Source organism: Nostoc mirabile CHAB5784, assembly GCF_020829645.1.
Lineage (GTDB): Bacteria > Cyanobacteriota > Cyanobacteriia > Cyanobacteriales > Nostocaceae > Nostoc > Nostoc mirabile.
Genome location: NZ_JAIVFS010000001.1, coordinates 119,819 through 139,274 on the forward strand (window position 1 = coordinate 119,819; position 19,456 = coordinate 139,274).

Here is a 19,456-nt window from a genome sequence, read left to right on the forward strand (position 1 = left end):
TCAAACGTAGCATTATAAGAAACCATAATGATTGGCGAAATATTAGGCGATGTCCAAGGACAAGACGCTGGGCGTCTACGCTACGAAGTTCAGCAGCTACTAGGAAAAAAAGCAGGGCGGCGGACTTTGTTAGCTCGTGATTTGCAAACTCAGGAATTAGTTGTCATTAAGTTACTCTCTTTTGGTGATGACTTTGAATGGGATTCACTCAAGCTATTTGAGCGAGAAGCTGAAACTTTAAAATCTTTGTCACATCCCTTAATTCCTCAGTATTTAAACTATTTTGAGGTAAATTTACCAACCATCAAGGGATTTGCACTCGTACAAACTTATATCCCAGCAAAAACTTTAGAACAATATTTACAAAGTGGGCGAACTTTTACAGAAGCTGAAGTCAAACAGATAGCCAAAGCGCTTTTAGAGATTCTTATTTACCTACATAAGCTACATCCGCCTGTAATTCACCGTGATATTAAGCCTAGCAATATTTTATTAGGGGAGCGTTCTGGTAATAGTGTTGGTCAAGTTTATTTGGTAGATTTTGGCTCAGTTCAGACAGTCCTCGCCACAGAAACTGGGACAAGAACTGTGGTAGGAACCTATGGCTATATGCCACCAGAGCAATTTGGCGGACGCACTGTTGCAGCATCTGACCTTTATAGTTTAGGCGCAACCTTAATTTATTTGATGACGGGTAGTCACCCAGCCGATTTACCCCAAAAGGACTTTCGCATTCAGTTTGAACAAGCTGCTAATGTGAGTCCCAGCTTTAGCAATTGGCTAAAGTGGATGATTGAACCCAGTTTAGAAGGGCGTTTTAGTTCTGCTGTCCAAGCGATCGCAGCCTTAGATAAACCACAAGCGACATTACCTACTTTAGTTGGCAGCAAACCAGACGGGAGTAAAATTCAACTAACCAAAAATTGGGATTCTCTAGAAATTATCATTCCACCAGCTGGTTTCCATCCATCAATAGTATTCACAGCTTTATTTGTGATCGCCTGGAATTCATTTATCCTGCTTTGGACAATTAGCGTTCTCTCGGCCCCTTTTCCTACCAACATTCCCTTTGCCTTGTTCTCACTTACTTTTTGGATTGCTGGCTTTCGGATGGTGTATAAATTTTTCTTTAGTTTGTTTGGACGCATCTGCTTACGCCTGAATGCAGAACAAATTGCCCTAAGCTGGGAGTTGTTTAGTTGGAAGTTTGAGCGTCCCCGTCCATCTCGAAGGCAAAGTATTAATAAGTTGGTTTACATTCCAAAACACTTTACTAAAGGCTCTCAAGGCACTAGAATTGCCGTTCCAGCACAATTATATATTTGCTCAGGATTGCAAAAATATCAGATTAGTGGAAACGATGTCGGTATTAAATCCGAAGTAGAACTTGAATGGTTAGCTCATGAATTAAGTGAGTGGTTAGGTTTGCCAATTACGCGAGAATGAAGAAGAATGCAGAATTCAGAAAGAGGTCTAAAAATGGGAACTACAAGCAAAAGACAATTCCTAATGGAATTAATTCAAAAACATTTAAATATCGCACCCGAAAGCACTTTAGAAAAAGTTTTAGAACTTTTAGAGGATGAAGAAGATATTAGAGATGCTCGTGCTGAAATAGCAGACGCAAAAATTAACGGTACTATATCTTGGGATGAATACAAGAAATAAACCGCGTGACTTACCAAATTGAATTTACCAAGGGTGCTAATAAACAATTGAAGAAACTACCAAGCCATATTAAAGAACGTATCGACTCAAAAATTGAACAATTAGCAATAGAACCACGTCCAGTGGGTGTTAAAAAATTGGCAGATGAAGAATCTTTATATCGAATTAAAGTAGGTGATTATAGAGTAATTTATCAAATATTTGATACGATTCTATTAGTGAGTGTGATTAAAGTGAAACATCGTAGAGACGTTTATAGAGATGAGTCTTGATAGAGAACAGTTAATTAAAAATTATTGAGAGGATCTGTGTATGTTGTTTGGACTGGGATGGCCAGAAGTCAGCGTCATTGCGATCGTCGCTATTCTAATTTTTGGGCCGAAAAAAATTCCCGAACTGGGAAGCGCACTGGGTAAAACCTTGCGCGGTTTTAAGGAAGGAGTGAATACTCCGAATGACGAAACCAATTCAGAACAAGAAAAATAGTCAACTCTTTGTGGGGAATTTAATATTTACAGCACAGCAACTGTTAATAGTAGAGATGCGACTCATCGCCTCTCTACTATTGACTACAGCAATGTATTAACAACAGAAGAAGGTGTGCTCCCATTTTGGGAATCGATGATCGCTGTACCAGTATTTTGTTGGTGTATCTCTTCTTTAACTACACCACGCCCTCTAATTAATTTAATTGCCCGACTCACGCTTTCTGGTAAAATTACCACTAGGCTGTTATTTGGTGCCATGTCTAAGCCTTTGTTAATCGCTTGTGTTTCATCCAAAATTGATTCATAGCGACTATCAGACTTAACTTGGGTAATGCCTTGAATAATCAACTGGGCAGCCGATCCCCGTTGTCTTCCCCTAGTGTCATCGTCTTCTTTAACGATGATGTAGTCAAAAATTTGGGCTGCTAGTTTGCCCAAGGTCACAAAGTCTTCGTCACGGCGATCGCCTGGCCCACCAATTACGCCAATCCGTTGCCCTGTAGTCCAATTCCGAACAAAGGAACCTACAGCTTCGTAACTGGCTGCGTTGTGGGCATAGTCAACCAAAGCGTGGTAGTTGCCTAAATTAAATAGATTCATTCGTCCTGGCGTTTGACTAACTGAAGCCCGGAAGGTCTTCAAACCAGCACGAATCTGCTCAATTGTGACGTTTTGTACGAATGCTGCCAAAGTTGCTGCTAAAGCGTTGGCAATCATAAACGGCGCACGTCCGCCCATTGTTAAAGGTATATTTTCTGCTCTTTCTATGCGGTGTGTCCAATCTCCTTTAACAATTGACAAATAGCCATTTTCATATACTGCTGCTACTCCGCCCTTTTGGATGTGCTTTCGCACCAATTCCGAGTCGGGGTTCATTGTGAAGTAAGCAATATTAGCCTTAGTTTTTTCTGACATGGCGGCAACGCGGCGATCGTCGGCGTTAAGTACCGCGTAGCCATCAGGGAATACGGCTTCCGCTACTACACTCTTGAGGTTAGCTAACTGCTCAATAGTATCTATATCGCCAATTCCTAAGTGGTCGGCGGCTACATTTAATACTACTCCCACATTTGCTGCTTCAAAGCCCAATCCAGAGCGGAGAATGCCACCGCGAGCCGTTTCCAGTACCGCTACTTCTACTGTGGGATCTTGGAGGATAACGTGGGCACTTTGGGGGCCTGTATTATCGCCAGCTTCTACTAAATAATCACCGATATATGTTCCATCAGTAGTAGTATAACCAACTACCTTCCCAGTCTGTTTATAAATATGTGCTAGTAGTCGGGTTGTAGTAGTTTTGCCGTTAGTGCCAGTAATACTAAGGATGGGAATTTGGCTAGATTGCTCGTTAGGAAACAGCATATCCATCACTGCGCCAGCGACGTTGCGGGGGATACCTACACTTGGGGCAACGTGCATCCGAAAGCCGGGAGCGGCGTTAACTTCGACAATCACGCCATCAACTTCCCGTAGCGGACGGCTAATATCCGTGGTGACGATATCGAGTCCGGCGATATCCAAACCGATAATCTTGACTACCCGTTGTGCCAACCAAAGATTTTCTGGGTGAATTTCATCGGTACGGTCTACGGCGCTACCACCTGTACTTAAGTTTGCCGTTGCCCTGAGATAACAAATAGTGCCCTTGGGTGGCACGCTATTTAGGGTATAGCCTTGCCTTTCTAAGAGTTGGTAGCTGGTGCGGTCTAGTTCAATCTTGGTTAAGACGTTATCATGTCCTTCACCGCGATTTGGGTCAAGGTTTGTTTCCTCAATTAGTTCGGAGATGGTTGATCTGCCGTTGCCAATGACATGAGCCGGGACGCGTTCGGCTACTGCTACTACTTTGCCATTTACCACTAGTACCCTGTGGTCGCGTCCAACGTAATATCTTTCGACAATAATTGATCGGGAGACCTGTCTGGCGGCTTCGTATCCGGCTTCAGCTTCTTCCCAAGTTCTGATATCAATGGTGATCCCCCGTCCATGATTGCCATCCAGGGGCTTGATGACGATGGGATAGCCGCCAACCAATTCAATGGCTTGTTCCAAATCGTCTAAGAAGTTGATCACTGTACCTCTGGGTACTGGCGCACCAGCAGCAGCGAGGATGCGTTTAGTGGCTTCTTTATCGCAAGCTAGTTCTACGCCTAGAATGCTGGTGTTGTCCGTCATTGTGGCCTGCATCCGCTTCTGATTCACGCCGTAGCCTAGCTGAATCAAAAAGCGGGCTTCCAGAGACATCCAGGGAATACCTCTTTTTTCTGCTTCTTTGATGATCGCTTCAGTGGAGGGGCCTAAGGAAGCATCACGGGTGAAGTCTTTTAGGTCTTGGATATCTTGCTCTAGTTCTGCTTTGGGATAACGGCCTCGATCAACGATACTCTGGCACAGCCGTACTGCGGCTCGTCCAGCGTAGCGTCCCGCTTCCTCATTCTGATACTCAATCACTACTTGGTAAATTCCGGGTGTGGCAGTTTCGCGGGTGCGACCAAAGCCAACATGCATACCAGCTAATTCCTGGAGTTCTAGGGCTACGTGTTCTACGATATGACCAATCATAGTGCCTTCTTTGACTCGCATCAGAAAACCACCACGACAGCCAGGAGAACAATAATGACCCTCCAGACTCGGCAGCGCCTCAACTAGTCCTTCATAAAAGCCAGGGATTTGATTCGAGGGCGTCTCGGCAAGGTTTTCTAAATCGAGGCGCATGACGATCAGCTTGTGGCGTCGAATGCTCCAATAGTTTGGGCCGCGTAAGGTCTGGATCTTGAGGATTCTCATGGGAATAGGTAGATGGAGATTCGGAACCAAAATTCTAGTTTCTTACTGGAATTGACCGCCAAACTGTTCGTTGCAAACAGTTTTTTCTTTTTACATACTATTCTCATCATTTTTCTACAACAAGAAATAAATGTGCGGTCAACCGATTTTGGATTTTAGATTTATGATTTTGGATTAAAAGAGACAATTAGGGTACTTAGCTCTCTTAATTTTAGATTTACGATCGCAAAGTCTTAACGAGTCCTTGAGGTTTTTTAGATTTGTTTCGCCTACTTTCTGGCGGCATCTGCCAAAAAGCTCTTTTAATCTAAAATCCTTCTTGAAAAGCTTGCTAGGTGGGGAAACCCTCCTTACAACTTTTGTCTGTGACACGCTACGCGAACGCAAAATCCAAAATCTAAAATTTGTGGCCAACTCAGTGTAACCTCAGATACTTTATCCCGTCAGCTGGAGATCCGATGTACAGCAGGTAACACAGTGCGCTGGTACAAGTGGAAGCGATCGCCGTAGCTGAGGATATGTAGACGTAAATTATGCACGGTTAATGGTTCATTAGCACCGACGTGAGGTTCGTTGGTGTGGGTGGCTTCAGTGGGATCAACAATGGTGACACTGCCTTTACCCATAACTTGTAACCAACCATCACGTTCAAATACTGCACAAGTATCTTCGTCAATGCCAATACCTAAGCGATCGGGGTGAGCTGCGATCGCACTAATCAGCCGTCCCATGCGATTACGGTTGTGAAAGTGTTGGTCAACTATTACTTCGGGAATAAACCCTAAACCCGTTGCCATATCAACCAGGGAACGATTTGGCGACTCTCCACTACCGCCGCCAGCAATCATGTGATGTCCCATCACTGCCGCTCCTGCACTCGTGCCTGCTAAGGTAAGTTGCCCCGCCCTCACACGCTGGCGAATAATTTCCATTGCTGGCGTATCTGCCAATACACCACAGAGACGCAGCTGGTCGCCTCCTGTCAAAAATACCCCACTACAGGCTTCTAAGGATGCTTTGATCTGGGAGGATTCACACTGTTCCCGTTCGCGGATATCTAAAATCTCTACCTTCTGAGCACCCATTTCTTCAAAAATGCGAATATACCTACCACCGATGATGGCGGGTTCGCGAGAGGCAGATGGAATAATTGTAATATAAGCCTTACTAGCACCGGCGCGTCCAAAAAAAGTTCGTAGGATTTCGCGCCCATGAACTTTATCTTCTGCACCTCCGATAACCAGAACGGCGGTTTTAGTTGCTTGGGGTGTCCTCATTTCTAGCGATTTAGCTTGTAATTGCGGCATTGTGTTTCTCCTGTCAACAACTTCAGGTGAATTTAACAAGGATCAGTTGCAGCCATGATTTTTGCGCTTTGCAACTTTTGAGAGGACACTTTTTGGAAGTTTGGAACTGGGTAAGCCACTCTCCAAATTTTTGTTTAACGCTCGCGTTACCTCAGTCTAAACGTGTTCGTTCCCATTCCTCAAAGCCAGGGCCTTGTTTTTCACCTGTCCACTTGCAGCAGGGCAAAATAGTCTTTATAGGGCTAAATTCCTGCTTTGGGGTTGAGGACGAGCAGTTAAGACTACGCTTTTTTCTGAGGCTGGCTCGATGCATCCTGGAAGTTGTTAACTTGATAAGATTATTAATTTAAATGTACTTGTGACAACATTTAAACATAAATTAAGTAATTAGAAAAACTTTTAATCCCATCTAAAATCCAAGAGGTCTGGTAGTTTTAGATACTATTGATAAAGTTTAACTGGAGTTTGACCCGACTTTGGCTTGTTGATGTTTGCTAGACATTCAAATTTAAGATTAGTGTCCTTGAATACGAATAACTGTGCGCTTTGATATAGTTACGCTTTTTCCTGACTGTTTTAACTCTGTTCTCAATTCTGGTCTGCTAGGTAAAGCCTTAGCCAGACAGATTGCCGAAGTGCATCTGGTTAATCCACGGGACTTTACCACTGACAAGCACCGGAAGGTAGATGATGAACCCTACGGCGGCGGTGTGGGGATGCTAATGAAGCCAGAACCTATTTTTAAGGCTGTGGAGTCGCTGCCGATTCTACCCCGAAGAGAAGTAATTTTGATGAGTCCACAGGGTCAAACAATCAATCAACCTCTTTTAAAAGAATTGGCGACAAATTATGACCAGTTAGTAGTTATTTGCGGGCATTACGAAGGAGTGGATGAGAGGGTGCTACATTTGGTAACTCGTGAAGTATCTTTAGGCGATTTTATTCTGACTGGCGGAGAAATTCCAGCAATGGCTTTGATTAATGGCGTAGTGCGGCTTATCCCAGGAACCGTAGCCAAAACAGAGTCCCTCACAGCAGAAAGTTTTGAGGAGGGGTTATTGGACTATCCCCAATATACTCGTCCTGCCAATTTTCGCGGCTTGAAAGTGCCTGATGTCTTGCTCAGTGGCAATCACGCCGCGATCGCCCGGTGGCGTTACGAACAACAAATTCAAAGAACCCGCGATCGCCGCCCCGATCTCTTGGAGAAATTAGAGCAGGGGGAGTAGGGGGCAGGGAGCAGGGGAGGCAGGGGAGGCAGGGGAGGCAGGGGGAGAATAATAATTTTTAACTCCTGACAAATGACCAATGACAAATGACTAATGACTAATGACTAATGACAAATGACTAAAATTCGTATTGGTAACGGCTACGATATTCATCAACTGGTGAGCGATCGCGCTTTGATTTTAGGTGGAATTCAAATTCCCCATGAATTGGGTTTGTTAGGGCACAGTGATGCTGATGTGTTAACACACGCGATTATGGATGCCATGCTTGGGGCATTATCTTTGGGGGATATTGGTCATTATTTTCCGCCTAGCGATCCTAAATGGGCGGGAGCAGATAGTTTAGTACTATTAAATCAAGTACATCAACTGATTCGGGATCAAGGTTGGCAGGTGGGAAATATTGACTCAGTGGTAGTAGCAGAACGTCCAAAATTAAAACCGCATATTCACAATATGCGCGACAAACTAGCGGCTGTTTTAGAATTAGAATCAAATCAAATTGGCATCAAAGCTACCACCAACGAAAAATTAGGCCCCGTTGGACGCGAAGAAGGTATATGTGCTTATGCTGTCGTTTTGCTAGTGGCTTCAGAGTAACTTTTCTTTGAAACCATCGGTAAATATATTGAAGACTCATGAGGATAGAAATCAATGATTTATAGCGACAAACAAACCTTAACTTGGTGGGAATTTAGAGCCATACAAGCTACAAACATAGAAGATATAGACTTTCCTGATATTGTTGCTTTAGACAAAGAAGGACAAATTGTTCTCATAGCTGAAGTCAAAGGTTTACCATTCAATTTTCAAGAAATAAAAGTCAAAAAACATGCTATCTTGCGGCTGATTGATTACTTACAAGCAGCAAAAATAGCGATTTCCTTTGCTATGCTTGTTGATGTAAATAAAATTCTAATTTTTAAATGGGATGGCAATAATTTATCAGAGCCTATTATCAGTCTTAATACTGCTGATGTGCTTAGTCATTACGAGCCAGAATTCCGCGATAAAAGCATATTTAGTCTTTACCTTAAAGGTCTTACAGAAGCTTGGTTGCACGATTTGGCATATCATTGGAAATGGGAAATACCACCTTTCACAAAGGAAATTGCAGAAATTGGTTTATTGCAATTAGTAGAAGACGGAAGAACAGAAATTTATTAATGTTGTGTAGTGATAATTTACGTTGAAACTAATTTCTTGATGAGTATTGCTAAAGGGCAAGATTCACAAGCACAAGAATTACTGCAAAATACACCGTCTTCTTTACGTCTCGTAGTGCCAAGTATTTGTTTTGTAGAATCATTGACAACATTGGAACAAGAGGAAAAATATAATCTAGATTTCCTCCGCAAGTTAGATATACAAATTAATCAAGCAAAGCGGGATAATTCAGATAATGCACGATTACTGCTGTCTTGCCTAGAACAATCAAGAACTAGCTTTTTTCAACGAAATAACGAAATTAAAGAACGTTTTAATGTAGCTTTTAATCAGCTGGCGATCAAATCAGAAATGATTACATTAACTACGGGTATTTTTCAAGGAACTTTAAATAGAGCAATTTTTGAGAAGCACATTATAGATAGAATAATCTTGGAGTGTATAATTTTTCATGCTGGGTTACATCCCAATGAAAATAAATTATTTTTAAGTAACAATTCTAAAGAATTTGGTAGAGGTGAAGTTATAGAGGTTTTACGAGATAGTGGTATTCAATATTTCAATAAAACCCAGAACTTTCTTGGTTGGCTACAATCTCAATTAAATTAATTACACTATTCGCTTATTAAAAGTATGAAATTTTTTAGAAAAATATTTCTGGCAATTAAAAGTTTTTGCTTACCAATAATTCTGGCTTTGGCAACAGCAATTACAGTTACCGCGTGCAATCCATCTAACTTTAAAACCGCAGCTGCACAAGTTCCGCAATTGGTTCTTTCTACTTTGAGCGACCCTAAAACCTTTAACTACGCCCTCATCCAAGAATCTCCCAATATTTCTGGTTTCACTTATGAGGCATTAGCTACTCAAAACGGAATAACTAAGGAAATTGAGCCAGCTTTGGCTGAATCTTGGGAACTTTCCCCAGACAAACTACGGTTTGTCTTTACCTTGCGAGAAGGATTGAAGTGGTCGGATGGTCAGCCATTAACAGCCGATGATGTCGTTTTCTCTTTCAATGACATCTACATGAACAAGCGCATTCCCACTTATACCCAAGATGGTCTTCGCATTGGTATCAGTAAGGCTTTTTTCAAAGTCCGCAAAGTCGATGAACGCCGGGTAGAATTTATTCTACCAGAACCGTTTTCTCCTTTTTTGCGATCGATTGCAGCAGGGGTAGGAATATTACCAGAACACGCCCTACGTGCAGCAGTGGAAGCCAAAAACTCTGACGGTAAGCCAGTGTTTATGTCCACTTGGGGAACCGACACAGACCCCAAAAAAATTATTGTTAATGGCCCTTACACAATCGAGAGTTATTCAGCCAATCAACGCGTAATATTTCGGCGCAACCCTTACTACTGGCGTCAGAAAGATGCACAAGGAAAACAAATGCCATATATTGAGCGTGTAATTTGGCAAATTGTGGAATCGCCTGATACAGCTTTGTTGCAATTTCGTTCTGGAGGGTTAGATTTACTAGAAATTGGCCCTGGAAATTTTCAATTGCTCAAGCGTCAAGAAAAGCAAGGTAACTTTACTATTAAAAATGCTGGGCCTGACTCTGGGACAAGTTTTATAACTTTCAATCTCAACAAAGGTAGTCGCAATGGCAAGCCTCTTGTAGATCCTATTAAGTCCCGCATTTTTAACAACGTTGCTTTTAGACAGGCTGTCGCCTACGCTATCGATCGCCAAACGATGATCAACAACACTTTGCGGGGATTGGGTGAACCGCAAGACTCTCCAATTTCTGTTCCCAGTCCCTATTATTTGTCTCCAAAAGAAGGTTTAAAAACTTATGACTACAATCCAGAAAAAGCTAAACAACTTTTACTAGGAGCAGGATTTAAATACGATGATAAAGGTCAACTGTTAGACGCCGATGGTAATCGAGTCCGCTTCACAATAATGGCTATTGCTACTAATAAACCCACAATCACACCGAAAATCCAACAGGATCTCGGCAAGATAGGTATTAAAGTTGATTTACAATTTATTGACTTCAGTATTATTGGAGAAAAAATTTCTAACACCCTAGATTGGGAGTGTTGGTATGGATTCATCACTGGTGGTATTGAGCCACAAGATGGTTTCAATGTCTGGTCTGTAGAAGGTAACTTTCATGTATTTAATCAGAAAGCTCAAGCGGGACAATCCCCAACAGTCGGTTGGAAAGCTACCGATTGGGAACAGAAAATTGAAGACCTCTACATTCAAGGGGCAAGGGAGTTCGATGAAACAAAACGCAAAGCTATCTATGCAGAAACACAACAACTCTCACAAGAGTATCTGCCTTTTATTCACCTATTCAATTCCCTAGCTTTAGTAGCCGTGCGTAATACTATTGAGAACGTAAAATACTCAGCGACAGCAGGTTACAATTGGAATATTTATGAACTCAAAGTAGTAGAAGAGAAAAAAGCTACTTAATTTTCATGGGCATGGGTAAGAGGCAGAGGGGCAGGGAGCAGGGAGCAGAGGGGAAAGACAAGAGGTAATTTTTTATTCTCCTCTTCCCCCCTTCCCCCTGCTTTCCTCATCCCTCCATTCCTCACTTCCCTTTATGCAGTCAAGGCTGAACACGAGGTATATTATGCAAACAGTTTAGTCTTCGAGTTTTATGATTTTTACCCTCTTGCCTACCCGCCACCGTGGGTTTGCGGTTTTAGCAATATTCAGTCTATTCTTTATTTGTCAGATAGCTCTTATAAGTTGTAACCCAACTAATTTTAAGAGTAAGGCAGCGCAAGTATCGCAATGGGTTACAAGCACTATCGGCGACCCGAAAACTTTTAACTACGCCTTCAATCAGGAATATCCTCATGTTTTTCTGTTCACGACTGAAGGACTAACTACCCTCAATGGAATTACAGGCAAAATAGAGCCAGCTTTAGCGGAATCGTGGGATATTTCTGATGATAAAAAGCGAGTCGCTTTTACTTTGCGAGAAAACTTAAAATGGTCAGATGGCGAACCACTTACCGTAGATGATGTTATCTTTACCTATGAAGATGTGATTTTCAATCCACAGATTCCTACCGATTGGAAAGATGGTCTGAAAATCGGTTCTAGTGGTAGTTTTCCTAAAATCAGAAAAATAGGCGATCGCCAAATTGAATTTATTCTACCTGAGCCTTTTGCTCCTTTCCTTTCCACCACAACCGGAGCATCAACAAATTCAGTTGGCATTTTGCCAAAACATGCTTTAGCTGAATCATTGAAATCTAAAGATGCTAAAGGTAATCCCAAGTTTCTATCTACTTGGGGAACGAATACAGAACCCAGTAAAATTATTGTCAACGGTGCTTATAAAATAGAAAGTTATACTTCCAGTCAGCGTGTAGTATTTCGGCGCAATCCTTATTACTGGCGCAAAGATAGCCAAGGGAATCAGTTACCTTATGTTGAACGTATTGTTTGGCAAATTATTGAATCTACAGATACAATAATTCTTCAGTTTCGCTCTGGAGGATTAGATACAGTTACTGTTTCTCCTGAAAACTTTTCACTACTTAAGCGCGAAGAAAAGCGGGGAAAGTTTACTATCTACAATGGAGGCCCGGAATTCACCAATACTTATATTTCATTTAATCTCAACAAAGGTCGGCGGCAAAACGGACAGCCTGTAATTGACTCAATTAAATCCCGTTGGTTTAATACCCTTGCTTTTAGACAAGCAGTTGCCCATGCAATCGACCGTCAAACAATGCTAAATAATGTTTTTCGGGGGATTGGTGTGTTGCAAAATTCGCCGATAGAAATTCAAAGTCCTTACTACTTTCCTCCAGAAAAAGGTCTGAAAGTTTATGAATTTAATCAAGAAAAAGCTAAAAAATTACTATTAAGTGCAGGTTTTAAATATAATGCCAATAAACAGTTACTAGATGCTGATGGTAATCGGGTGCGCTTCAGTTTATTAACAAATGCTGAAAATAAAACTCGTGTGTTAATGGGAGCGCAAATTAAGCAAGATTTGAGTAAAATTGGCATTCAAGTTGATTTTAATCCAATTGCGTTCAATACCCTTACAGACAAGCTTTCTAATTCCCTCGATTGGGAATGTTATCTGCTAGGCTTTATTGGAGGGATTGAACCAAACGACGGGGCTAATGTTTGGCTACCGTCAGGTGGACTACATACCTTCAATCAGAAACTTCAAGCAGGGCAAGAACCACTTATTGGTTGGCAAGTTGCAGATTGGGAGGCGGAAATTGGTCGTCTTTACATTCAAGCGGCACAAGAGTTAGATGAAGTAAAGCGCAAAGAGATTTACGCCGAAACGCAACGCCTCTCTCAGGAATATTTGCCTTACATTTATTTAGTGAATCCTTTAGCTTTGATAGCAGTGCGCGATCGCATTCAAAACGTCAAATTCTCTGCACTTGGTTCCCAAAAAGGAACGTTGTGGAACAAATATGAACTGAAAGTAACAGAATAGAGTTTAAAGTATTAAAATCTCTGCCCTTGGTGGCACGTTTGGGAAAATTTATAAAATCAAAACAACAGAATCAGTGTCTCAACATGAAAGTTTGCGATCGCTCCTCGAAGCGGTTGCCAATGGTAAAGTTACGCCAGATACCGCATTAGACTCACTCAAAGACTTAACTTATGAATCTGTAGGTGAGTTTGCCAAAATCGACCATCATCGCCAGCTAAGAACTGGTTTCCCAGAGGTGATTTGGGGGCCTGGTAAGACTCCCGACCAAATTGCTCAAATTATGGAGGTGATGCGCCTCCGTAATCCGGTGGTGATGGCAACTCGCATTGAACCAGCAGTTTATGCCGCGCTGGAATCAAAAGTTAGCGGTTTGCGATATTACGAATCGGCGCGAATTTGTGCGATCGCTCCCCCTACCATCGAACCACAATTTGCGGGTGAAATTGGCATTCTTTCTGCTGGTACTGCCGATTTAGCCGTTGCTGAAGAAGCTGCTGTCACTGCTGAACTTTCTGGTTTTCAGGTACAGCGCCTCTGGGATGTTGGTGTTGCTGGGATTCACCGTTTATTAAGTAACCGCCACCTGATTGAGTCCGCATCGGTGTTGATTGTCGTAGCGGGGATGGAAGGCGCTTTACCCAGCGTTGTCGCTGGTTTAGCGAGTTGTCCTGTGATTGCCGTACCCACCAGCATTGGTTATGGCGCAAGTTTTGGCGGTTTAGCACCTTTATTGACAATGCTTAACTCTTGTGCTGCGGGAGTAGGTGTAGTAAATATCGATAATGGTTTTGGTGCAGCAGTTTTGGCGGGGCAAATTTTGCGGACTGCCGAGAAATTGCGGTTGGCATCTGCTGCATCTTGAGTTAAGACATTAAAGTTACACCCAAGATTTCAGTAAATATCAGGAATTTATCTAAAAAATAAACTGATGCTGAATTTTGCCACCCTTAACTTATAACCACCAAATATGAGCCATTACAGCGATTTGATATCTCAGTTATATTGGGATTTGCCTGTAAATTTGACAGCACTACTAGCACAAACAATTACCGATCCAGACTTGATGGGTCAGGTTGAAAAATCTTGGCGTCACTTTATACAAACAGGTCAAGTGTGGGCATTGTTGATTGGTTTAGTCATTGGTTATATGATTCGGAATCTAACTAGTTACGGTTGAATTTAGGGGGGAGTGGGGAGTAAGGAGAGACGCGATTAATCGCGTCTGTACTAGGGAGTAGGAAATCAGCAAAATTGTCTTCCTCTCTTCCTAAATCATCACTCCCCATTCTCCACTCCCCACTCCCCACTCCCCTCATAATATTTATGACCAAAGAAGAAACTTGGAGCCAGAGGTTTGAATCAGCGTTGCATCCGGCGATCGCTCGTTTTAATGCCAGTATAGGTTTTGATATTGAATTAATCGAATATGACCTGACTGGTTCTCAAGCCCATGTCAAAATGCTTGCTCACACGGGCATTATCTCCCAACAAGAAGGAGAGCAACTGGTTGCAGGTTTAGAAAAAATTCGCCAAGAGTACCGCGAGGGTAAATTTAAGCCTGGTGTCGATGCTGAAGACGTACATTTTGCAGTTGAACGACGATTGACAGAAATTGTCGGCGATGTGGGTAAAAAGGTGCATACAGCGCGATCGCGTAATGATCAAGTTGGTACTGACACCAGACTCTACCTCCGCGACCAAATCCAACAAATCAAAAGCGAATTGCGAGAATTTCAAGGTGTCTTACTGGATATAGCCGAAAAGCACGTTGAAACCCTGATTCCTGGCTATACCCACCTACAACGCGCCCAACCCTTGAGTTTAGCTCACCACCTCTTGGCATACTTTCAAATGGCCCAACGCGACTGGGAACGCTTAGGAGATGTTTCTCGCCGCGTAAATATCTCACCTTTAGGGTGCGGTGCTTTGGCGGGAACTACTTTCCCGATTGACCGCCACTACACAGCAAAACTATTGCATTTTGACGATATTTATGCTAATAGCCTTGATGGAGTGAGCGATCGCGATTTTGCGATCGAATTCTTGTGTGCTGCTAGCTTGATTATGGTTCACCTCAGTCGCCTTGCAGAAGAAGTCATTCTTTGGTCATCTCAAGAATTTGGCTTTGTCACCCTTAAAGATAGCTGTGCCACAGGTTCCAGTATCATGCCCCAAAAGAAAAACCCTGATGTGCCAGAATTAGTCCGGGGAAAAACAGGACGTGTATTCGGTCATCTCCAGGCGTTATTGGTGATTATGAAGGGGCTACCACTGGCATATAACAAAGACCTGCAAGAAGATAAAGAAGGTTTGTTTGACAGCGTCAACACAGTCAAAGCCTCTCTCGAAGCAATGACGATTTTGCTGAGAGAAGGTTTAGAATTTCGCACTCAACGCTTAGAACAAGCAGTGACAGAAGATTTTTCCAACGCTACCGATGTAGCAGATTATTTAGCCGCGCGGGGAGTTCCCTTCCGAGAAGCATACAACCTCGTGGGTAAGATAGTAAAAACCTGTGATGCCGCAGGTAAACTTCTGAAAGATTTGAGCTTGGAAGAGTGGCAACAATTCCACCCAGGATTTGCAGCCGATATTTATGAAGCGATATCTCCTCGTCAAGTTGTTGCAACCCGTAACAGTTACGGTGGTACTGGCTTTGCACAGGTAAGGAAAGCACTCATAGCTGCCCGCGCTCAAATTGCTGTCGATTAATAAATAAGGGCGTACATATGTGCGCCCTAAAAAATAAATAATCTAAATAAAAAGGATTTAAGCAGACAGCTTATTCAGTGTCAGCTGCTGCTGCGCCTTCTTCTTCTTCACTCTTCGGTGGTCTTTGTTGGAACCTTCTCTGCATTCTTCCTGTCGTAGTCCGTTTACGAAACTTTCTGGCATACGCCTGGTTACGTAGCGCCTTTTCTTTTTTTGGGTTACGGCGCTTGGCCATGTTCACCTCATTAATAAACAACAAAAAAGTAGCAACTAGGCATCACGTAGGCAATATCAGTTACCAATGTTATTGATATACTTGTAGCCTAGTGCAGCAATAAATACGCTTTAAACAGTGTACTAGTCTATCGCATTCAACCTTGCTCTGTCAATAATAATTTAGAACTATCCCCACCAGCTAGACGAAAAATACTTTTTATTAGATTCAAATTTGTCAAATAGATGTAAATTAGCTAACTAGTTGTTGTTCTTGGAACAAACTAATCAATATTATCAAGAATTAGGTGACGGTCTCAAACCCCGCTTAATTGTCTGTTCTAAATTTTGGGTTAAAACTTATCATTCAGATTATTTTTTTTAATGTGTGCTGAAAAATATTAGTGATTGCTAGTTTGGACAAGGCTAATGTTAGTTTTAAACTGAAAAACTTTCTGATTTAACAAAGTTTATGTATATATGAATACAGTGCTTCTCTTGAAACTTAATGTTAGAATCAATAATATTCTACGTAAATCGCGAGAATAAAATCTCAAGCCACAAACATATGTGTATAAAACAAAACTAAATAAAAATTTTATTAGTTGAGTTTATGTAAGTGCTAGAGAGCTATAGAAAACAATACAAAAATTTTGAAGATTGAACGTTATTGCTTTTTTTCCGGCAGCTGTCCAGTCCACACGTAGCTTATGGCGTATTGGACAAACAGTATTGGGTATTATATTTCGTCATCCCATTACTGGCACTAGTATTATCCCAATTTTACCCGATGGTCGGATTGTACTGATCCGGCGGCGTGATAACGGTCTTTGGGGATTGCCTGGAGGTATGGTGGATTGGGGAGAAGATATTCCCAACACAGTCCGCCGGGAATTGATTGAGGAAACCGGGCTAGAATTGGTGAAAATTAATCGTTTGGTAGGAGTTTACTCCGCACCAGACCGTGATCCCAGAATCCATTCAATTTGTGTTGTGGTTGAAGCCGAGGTACATGGGACAATGGAGATTCTAGATACTTTGGAAGTCATGGAAATCCAAGCTTTCTCTCCCAATTTGCTACCTTCAGGACAGATGTCTCACGACCATACTCGGCAGTTGCAAGACTACTTAAATGGCTTGACAACACTGGCATAACAATAAATAGTCATTAGTCATTTGTCATTAGTCATTTGTCATTTGCCGCCAAAGTATACGATCTAAGGAAGCTTCTCTACTAGACGCTTTCGCGTTCGGCTCACACTTCTCTCTTTGTAATTTGTCCCAAACTAATTACTAATGACCAATGCCCAATGACTAATGACTAATGACTATTTATTATGATGCTAAAAGTTAACTACTAAATTAAAATGAATACACTATTCCGTAACTCGCGGATAAAGCTCTCTCAAGGGCTGATATTCTGGCGTGAAGTCGGTGAAAAAACTCCTATAATTTTTTTACATGGTGCTTGGAATGAGAGCAGTCAATGGTTATCTGTGATGGAGTCTCTTTCACAAGATTTCCATTGCTTTGCACTTGATTTGTTAGGGTTTGGTGAATCAGAAAATCCGAATATCCACCATTCGATAGATTTACAAGTAGAGTGTTTAGCTGAGTTTTTGCAAGCTGTCAAGCTAGAAAAAGTCTATTTAGTAGGGCATTCTCTTGGGGGTTGGATTGCTGCTAGTTATGCTTTAAAGTATCCAGAGAAAGTTGATGGTTTGGTACTGCTTGCACCAGAGGGTGTAGAGATAGCAGGACAAGAAGAGTATTGCCAGAAGATGCGGCGATTATTGAATTATCCACCAATTATAGTTAAGTTGCTGCGATCGCTAACTCCCTTCACTAAAATCTTAGGTTGGCACGAAAAAATTGCACAGGATTTGCAATTACGTCAGGAATTGTTGCGTTACCCCATAGCTTGCCAGTTACTCTTCAAAAGGCGACAAGCAGAAATTGAGGCGGAATTAGTGCAAAAGCGGCTTTACATGATAGATGTGCAGGTTTTTATTTTACAAGGTGGCCAAGATACACCAGATGCTTTAGCTAAGAGCCGAGTTTATACTCAACTGATGCCCAAAGTCGAGTTGAAAATGATTGCCCATGCCGGAAATGACTTACCAGAATCTTGTGCTGGGGTTGTAGCGGTTGAGATTCGGGAGTTTATTAAAAGAAATTAGTAATTAGAGGAAAGCGGGTTCAGAAAACTTATATCCATAAAAAAACGTTTATTTATATTAATTAAATAAACGTAAGGGTCAATATAATAAGAGCGAGGTCTTAATTAAGTTATTGATTTTCTGCGATATCCATGCTTAGTCTATCTCCAGTTTCTGCATCCACTACCATTAAAATTTTCGATTTTTTAAATTTTTCTGGACGTGGTGTTTTTTCATCACGGACTCGTTGTGGTACATCAATCCCGTTTGGTGCGTCAATTTCAACTAACCAGGCACGACGATTAGGATGTACTTGAGCGTTTTCGATGATATCGCCACCAAGTTTACTTTTAAATTTGATGTAATTGGCATAAGTTACAAGCCATGCATTTTTGAGATTCAAGCCTTGTCTTAATTGTCATTACCCATTACTATTTCCCGCATTCCCCAAAATATCAAATTCGGTTCTACAATCAAACGTGCTGTAATCTCAGGATATAAGGCTTGCAGATAGTTTAGTAATAAAGTGCGATCGCCCCCTTTAATCGCAATTTTTCCATTAGGAAATAATTGCAACCACGCTTCAGTAAAATCTTTAATTCCAGCTAAGATTGTATAAATCACCCCACTTTGAATAGCTCCTGTAGTATTCAGAGCAAAACGTGGTGGTAGAGACGGAAAGTTTTGCATTTCTACTAATGGTAATTGTTCTGTCTGTTGACCGAGAGTTGCAAATTGCAAACCTAATCCCGGCAAAATTGCACCTCCAACTAGACACTCATTAGCATCGGCAGCCGTAAAAGTTAGCGCTGTCCCAGCATCAATCACCAACATTGGAAAACCCCACATTTTTCCCGCCCCCCACAAAGCTAAGGCGCGGTCAATTCCTAGTGTGGGATAAACACCTTTTAGCGGTACTTGGTCTAATGTAATAAAATGAGTATTTGGGTAAGTTTGCCAAATAGCAGTTTGGCTGGGAACTACGGAGGCTATGAGAAGAGGACAGAGGGGCAAAGTGTTTGTTAGAGATTCACCTTGTGGAAAAATTTTCTCTAGTAAATCATTCAGGGTTTGACATTCAGCCAGGTGTTGTATAACAGACTCAGGTAGATGGTCGGTATCCCAAGCTGAGTAAAGCGTCTCGCCAACAAACAACGCCCAATGCAGGCGGGAATTCCCAATTTCCAAAGCTAGCCAAATATTATCTGTGTGTTCTGGGTGCTTATGCGGTTTCACACTTTTAACTTTTTTAACTCAGTCATAGGTTTTTTAATAAAAATTA

The 19,456-nt window shown here is 41.8% G+C and carries 20 protein-coding genes; 15 read left to right on the forward strand and 5 right to left on the reverse strand.

Annotation, left to right across the window (positions count from 1 at the left end; all coding sequences use genetic code 11):
* Positions 1–27 precede the first annotated feature (27 nt).
* Genes LC653_RS00595 through tatA form a run of 4 tightly spaced genes read left to right on the forward strand, consistent with a single transcriptional unit; the run spans position 28 to position 2,154 of the window.
* On the forward strand, positions 28–1,446 hold the full coding sequence (locus LC653_RS00595; RefSeq protein ID WP_229492119.1) for a serine/threonine protein kinase: 1,419 nt from the start codon (positions 28–30) through the stop codon (positions 1,444–1,446).
* Positions 1,447–1,452: 6 nt separating this feature from the next.
* On the forward strand, positions 1,453–1,668 hold the full coding sequence (locus LC653_RS00600) for a hypothetical protein (RefSeq protein WP_229492120.1): 216 nt from the start codon (positions 1,453–1,455) through the stop codon (positions 1,666–1,668).
* A 5-nt stretch (positions 1,669–1,673) separates the two neighbouring features.
* Positions 1,674–1,940 (forward strand): type II toxin-antitoxin system RelE family toxin, encoded by a 267-nt coding sequence (locus LC653_RS00605; protein ID WP_229492121.1) that lies wholly within the window; start codon positions 1,674–1,676, stop codon positions 1,938–1,940.
* A 43-nt stretch (positions 1,941–1,983) separates the two neighbouring features.
* A complete protein-coding gene (tatA, locus tag LC653_RS00610; protein ID WP_308188998.1) occupies positions 1,984–2,154 on the forward strand; it encodes a twin-arginine translocase TatA/TatE family subunit in 171 nt (56 codons plus the stop codon).
* 83 nt (positions 2,155–2,237) lie between these two features.
* On the opposite strand, the gene cphA is transcribed toward tatA, so the two are convergent.
* Positions 2,238–4,943, reverse strand: coding sequence for a cyanophycin synthetase (gene cphA / locus LC653_RS00615; protein WP_229492319.1), 2,706 nt, complete (start codon positions 4,941–4,943; stop codon positions 2,238–2,240).
* Between the two features lie 443 nt (positions 4,944–5,386).
* Positions 5,387–6,250, reverse strand: a complete 864-nt coding sequence (locus LC653_RS00620; protein ID WP_100898664.1) for a cyanophycinase — start codon at positions 6,248–6,250, stop codon at positions 5,387–5,389.
* A 539-nt stretch (positions 6,251–6,789) separates the two neighbouring features.
* On the opposite strand from LC653_RS00620, the gene trmD reads away from it, so the two are divergent.
* The 9 genes from trmD to argH all read left to right on the forward strand — a co-directional run bounded on the left by trmD (position 6,790) and on the right by argH (position 15,802).
* Positions 6,790–7,479 (forward strand): tRNA (guanosine(37)-N1)-methyltransferase TrmD, encoded by a 690-nt coding sequence (gene trmD, locus LC653_RS00625; protein ID WP_229492123.1) that lies wholly within the window; start codon positions 6,790–6,792, stop codon positions 7,477–7,479.
* Positions 7,480–7,593: 114 nt separating this feature from the next.
* The gene (gene ispF, locus LC653_RS00630; protein WP_229492124.1) at positions 7,594–8,079 is read left to right on the forward strand and encodes a 2-C-methyl-D-erythritol 2,4-cyclodiphosphate synthase; all 486 of its coding nucleotides are present in this window, start codon (positions 7,594–7,596) and stop codon (positions 8,077–8,079) included.
* 54 nt (positions 8,080–8,133) lie between these two features.
* Positions 8,134–8,646 carry a hypothetical protein gene (locus LC653_RS00635; protein ID WP_229492125.1) on the forward strand — a complete coding sequence of 171 codons (513 nt, stop codon included), beginning with the start codon at positions 8,134–8,136 and terminating at the stop codon, positions 8,644–8,646.
* A gap of 9 nt (positions 8,647–8,655) precedes the next feature.
* Complete coding sequence (locus tag LC653_RS00640; RefSeq protein WP_308188983.1) at positions 8,656–9,255, forward strand: PIN domain-containing protein; 600 nt, start codon at positions 8,656–8,658, stop codon at positions 9,253–9,255.
* Between the two features lie 24 nt (positions 9,256–9,279).
* A complete protein-coding gene (locus LC653_RS00645; RefSeq protein ID WP_229492127.1) occupies positions 9,280–11,082 on the forward strand; it encodes an ABC transporter substrate-binding protein in 1,803 nt (600 codons plus the stop codon).
* A 190-nt stretch (positions 11,083–11,272) separates the two neighbouring features.
* Positions 11,273–13,090, forward strand: a complete 1,818-nt coding sequence (locus LC653_RS00650; protein WP_229492128.1) for an ABC transporter substrate-binding protein — start codon at positions 11,273–11,275, stop codon at positions 13,088–13,090.
* A 73-nt stretch (positions 13,091–13,163) separates the two neighbouring features.
* The gene (larB, locus tag LC653_RS00655) at positions 13,164–13,952 is read left to right on the forward strand and encodes a nickel pincer cofactor biosynthesis protein LarB (protein ID WP_229492129.1); all 789 of its coding nucleotides are present in this window, start codon (positions 13,164–13,166) and stop codon (positions 13,950–13,952) included.
* A gap of 105 nt (positions 13,953–14,057) precedes the next feature.
* Positions 14,058–14,267 carry a hypothetical protein gene (locus LC653_RS00660; protein ID WP_229492130.1) on the forward strand — a complete coding sequence of 70 codons (210 nt, stop codon included), beginning with the start codon at positions 14,058–14,060 and terminating at the stop codon, positions 14,265–14,267.
* Positions 14,268–14,413: 146 nt separating this feature from the next.
* Positions 14,414–15,802 (forward strand): argininosuccinate lyase, encoded by a 1,389-nt coding sequence (gene argH, locus LC653_RS00665; protein ID WP_229492131.1) that lies wholly within the window; start codon positions 14,414–14,416, stop codon positions 15,800–15,802.
* 70 nt (positions 15,803–15,872) lie between these two features.
* Here the strand turns inward: argH and LC653_RS00670 are convergent, their stop codons facing one another.
* Positions 15,873–16,037: an Asl3888 family RNA-binding protein gene (locus LC653_RS00670; RefSeq protein WP_167407613.1), complete on the reverse strand. Its 165-nt coding sequence runs from the start codon at positions 16,035–16,037 to the stop codon at positions 15,873–15,875.
* A 638-nt stretch (positions 16,038–16,675) separates the two neighbouring features.
* On the opposite strand from LC653_RS00670, the gene LC653_RS00675 reads away from it, so the two are divergent.
* Both LC653_RS00675 and LC653_RS00680 read left to right on the forward strand, forming a co-directional pair.
* Complete coding sequence (locus LC653_RS00675) at positions 16,676–17,170, forward strand: NUDIX hydrolase (RefSeq protein WP_229492132.1); 495 nt, start codon at positions 16,676–16,678, stop codon at positions 17,168–17,170.
* A gap of 212 nt (positions 17,171–17,382) precedes the next feature.
* Positions 17,383–18,195 carry an alpha/beta fold hydrolase gene (locus LC653_RS00680; protein WP_229492133.1) on the forward strand — a complete coding sequence of 271 codons (813 nt, stop codon included), beginning with the start codon at positions 17,383–17,385 and terminating at the stop codon, positions 18,193–18,195.
* Between the two features lie 109 nt (positions 18,196–18,304).
* Here LC653_RS00680 and LC653_RS00685 read toward each other — a convergent pair whose 3' ends face one another.
* Both LC653_RS00685 and LC653_RS00690 read right to left on the reverse strand, forming a co-directional pair.
* Complete coding sequence (locus LC653_RS00685; RefSeq protein WP_229492134.1) at positions 18,305–18,577, reverse strand: hypothetical protein; 273 nt, start codon at positions 18,575–18,577, stop codon at positions 18,305–18,307.
* A gap of 8 nt (positions 18,578–18,585) precedes the next feature.
* A complete protein-coding gene (locus LC653_RS00690; protein ID WP_229492135.1) occupies positions 18,586–19,410 on the reverse strand; it encodes a pantothenate kinase in 825 nt (274 codons plus the stop codon).
* Positions 19,411–19,456: the final 46 nt, after the last annotated feature.

What these genes read in the sequence shown, in the direction of transcription:
- LC653_RS00660 (WP_229492130.1), top strand. Translation starts at nt 14,058, where the DNA reads ATGAGCCATTACAGCGATTTGATATCTCAGTTATATTGGGATTTGCCT.
- LC653_RS00680 (WP_229492133.1), top strand. Translation starts at nt 17,383, where the DNA reads ATGAATACACTATTCCGTAACTCGCGGATAAAGCTCTCTCAAGGGCTG.
- cphA (WP_229492319.1), bottom strand. Translation starts at nt 4,943, where the DNA reads ATGAGAATCCTCAAGATCCAGACCTTACGCGGCCCAAACTATTGGAGC.
- argH (WP_229492131.1), top strand. Translation starts at nt 14,414, where the DNA reads ATGACCAAAGAAGAAACTTGGAGCCAGAGGTTTGAATCAGCGTTGCAT.
- ispF (WP_229492124.1), top strand. Translation starts at nt 7,594, where the DNA reads ATGACTAAAATTCGTATTGGTAACGGCTACGATATTCATCAACTGGTG.
- LC653_RS00645 (WP_229492127.1), top strand. Translation starts at nt 9,280, where the DNA reads ATGAAATTTTTTAGAAAAATATTTCTGGCAATTAAAAGTTTTTGCTTA.
- LC653_RS00670 (WP_167407613.1), bottom strand. Translation starts at nt 16,037, where the DNA reads ATGGCCAAGCGCCGTAACCCAAAAAAAGAAAAGGCGCTACGTAACCAG.
- LC653_RS00595 (WP_229492119.1), top strand. Translation starts at nt 28, where the DNA reads ATGATTGGCGAAATATTAGGCGATGTCCAAGGACAAGACGCTGGGCGT.
- LC653_RS00650 (WP_229492128.1), top strand. Translation starts at nt 11,273, where the DNA reads ATGATTTTTACCCTCTTGCCTACCCGCCACCGTGGGTTTGCGGTTTTA.
- LC653_RS00600 (WP_229492120.1), top strand. Translation starts at nt 1,453, where the DNA reads ATGCAGAATTCAGAAAGAGGTCTAAAAATGGGAACTACAAGCAAAAGA.
- LC653_RS00635 (WP_229492125.1), top strand. Translation starts at nt 8,134, where the DNA reads ATGATTTATAGCGACAAACAAACCTTAACTTGGTGGGAATTTAGAGCC.
- LC653_RS00620 (WP_100898664.1), bottom strand. Translation starts at nt 6,250, where the DNA reads ATGCCGCAATTACAAGCTAAATCGCTAGAAATGAGGACACCCCAAGCA.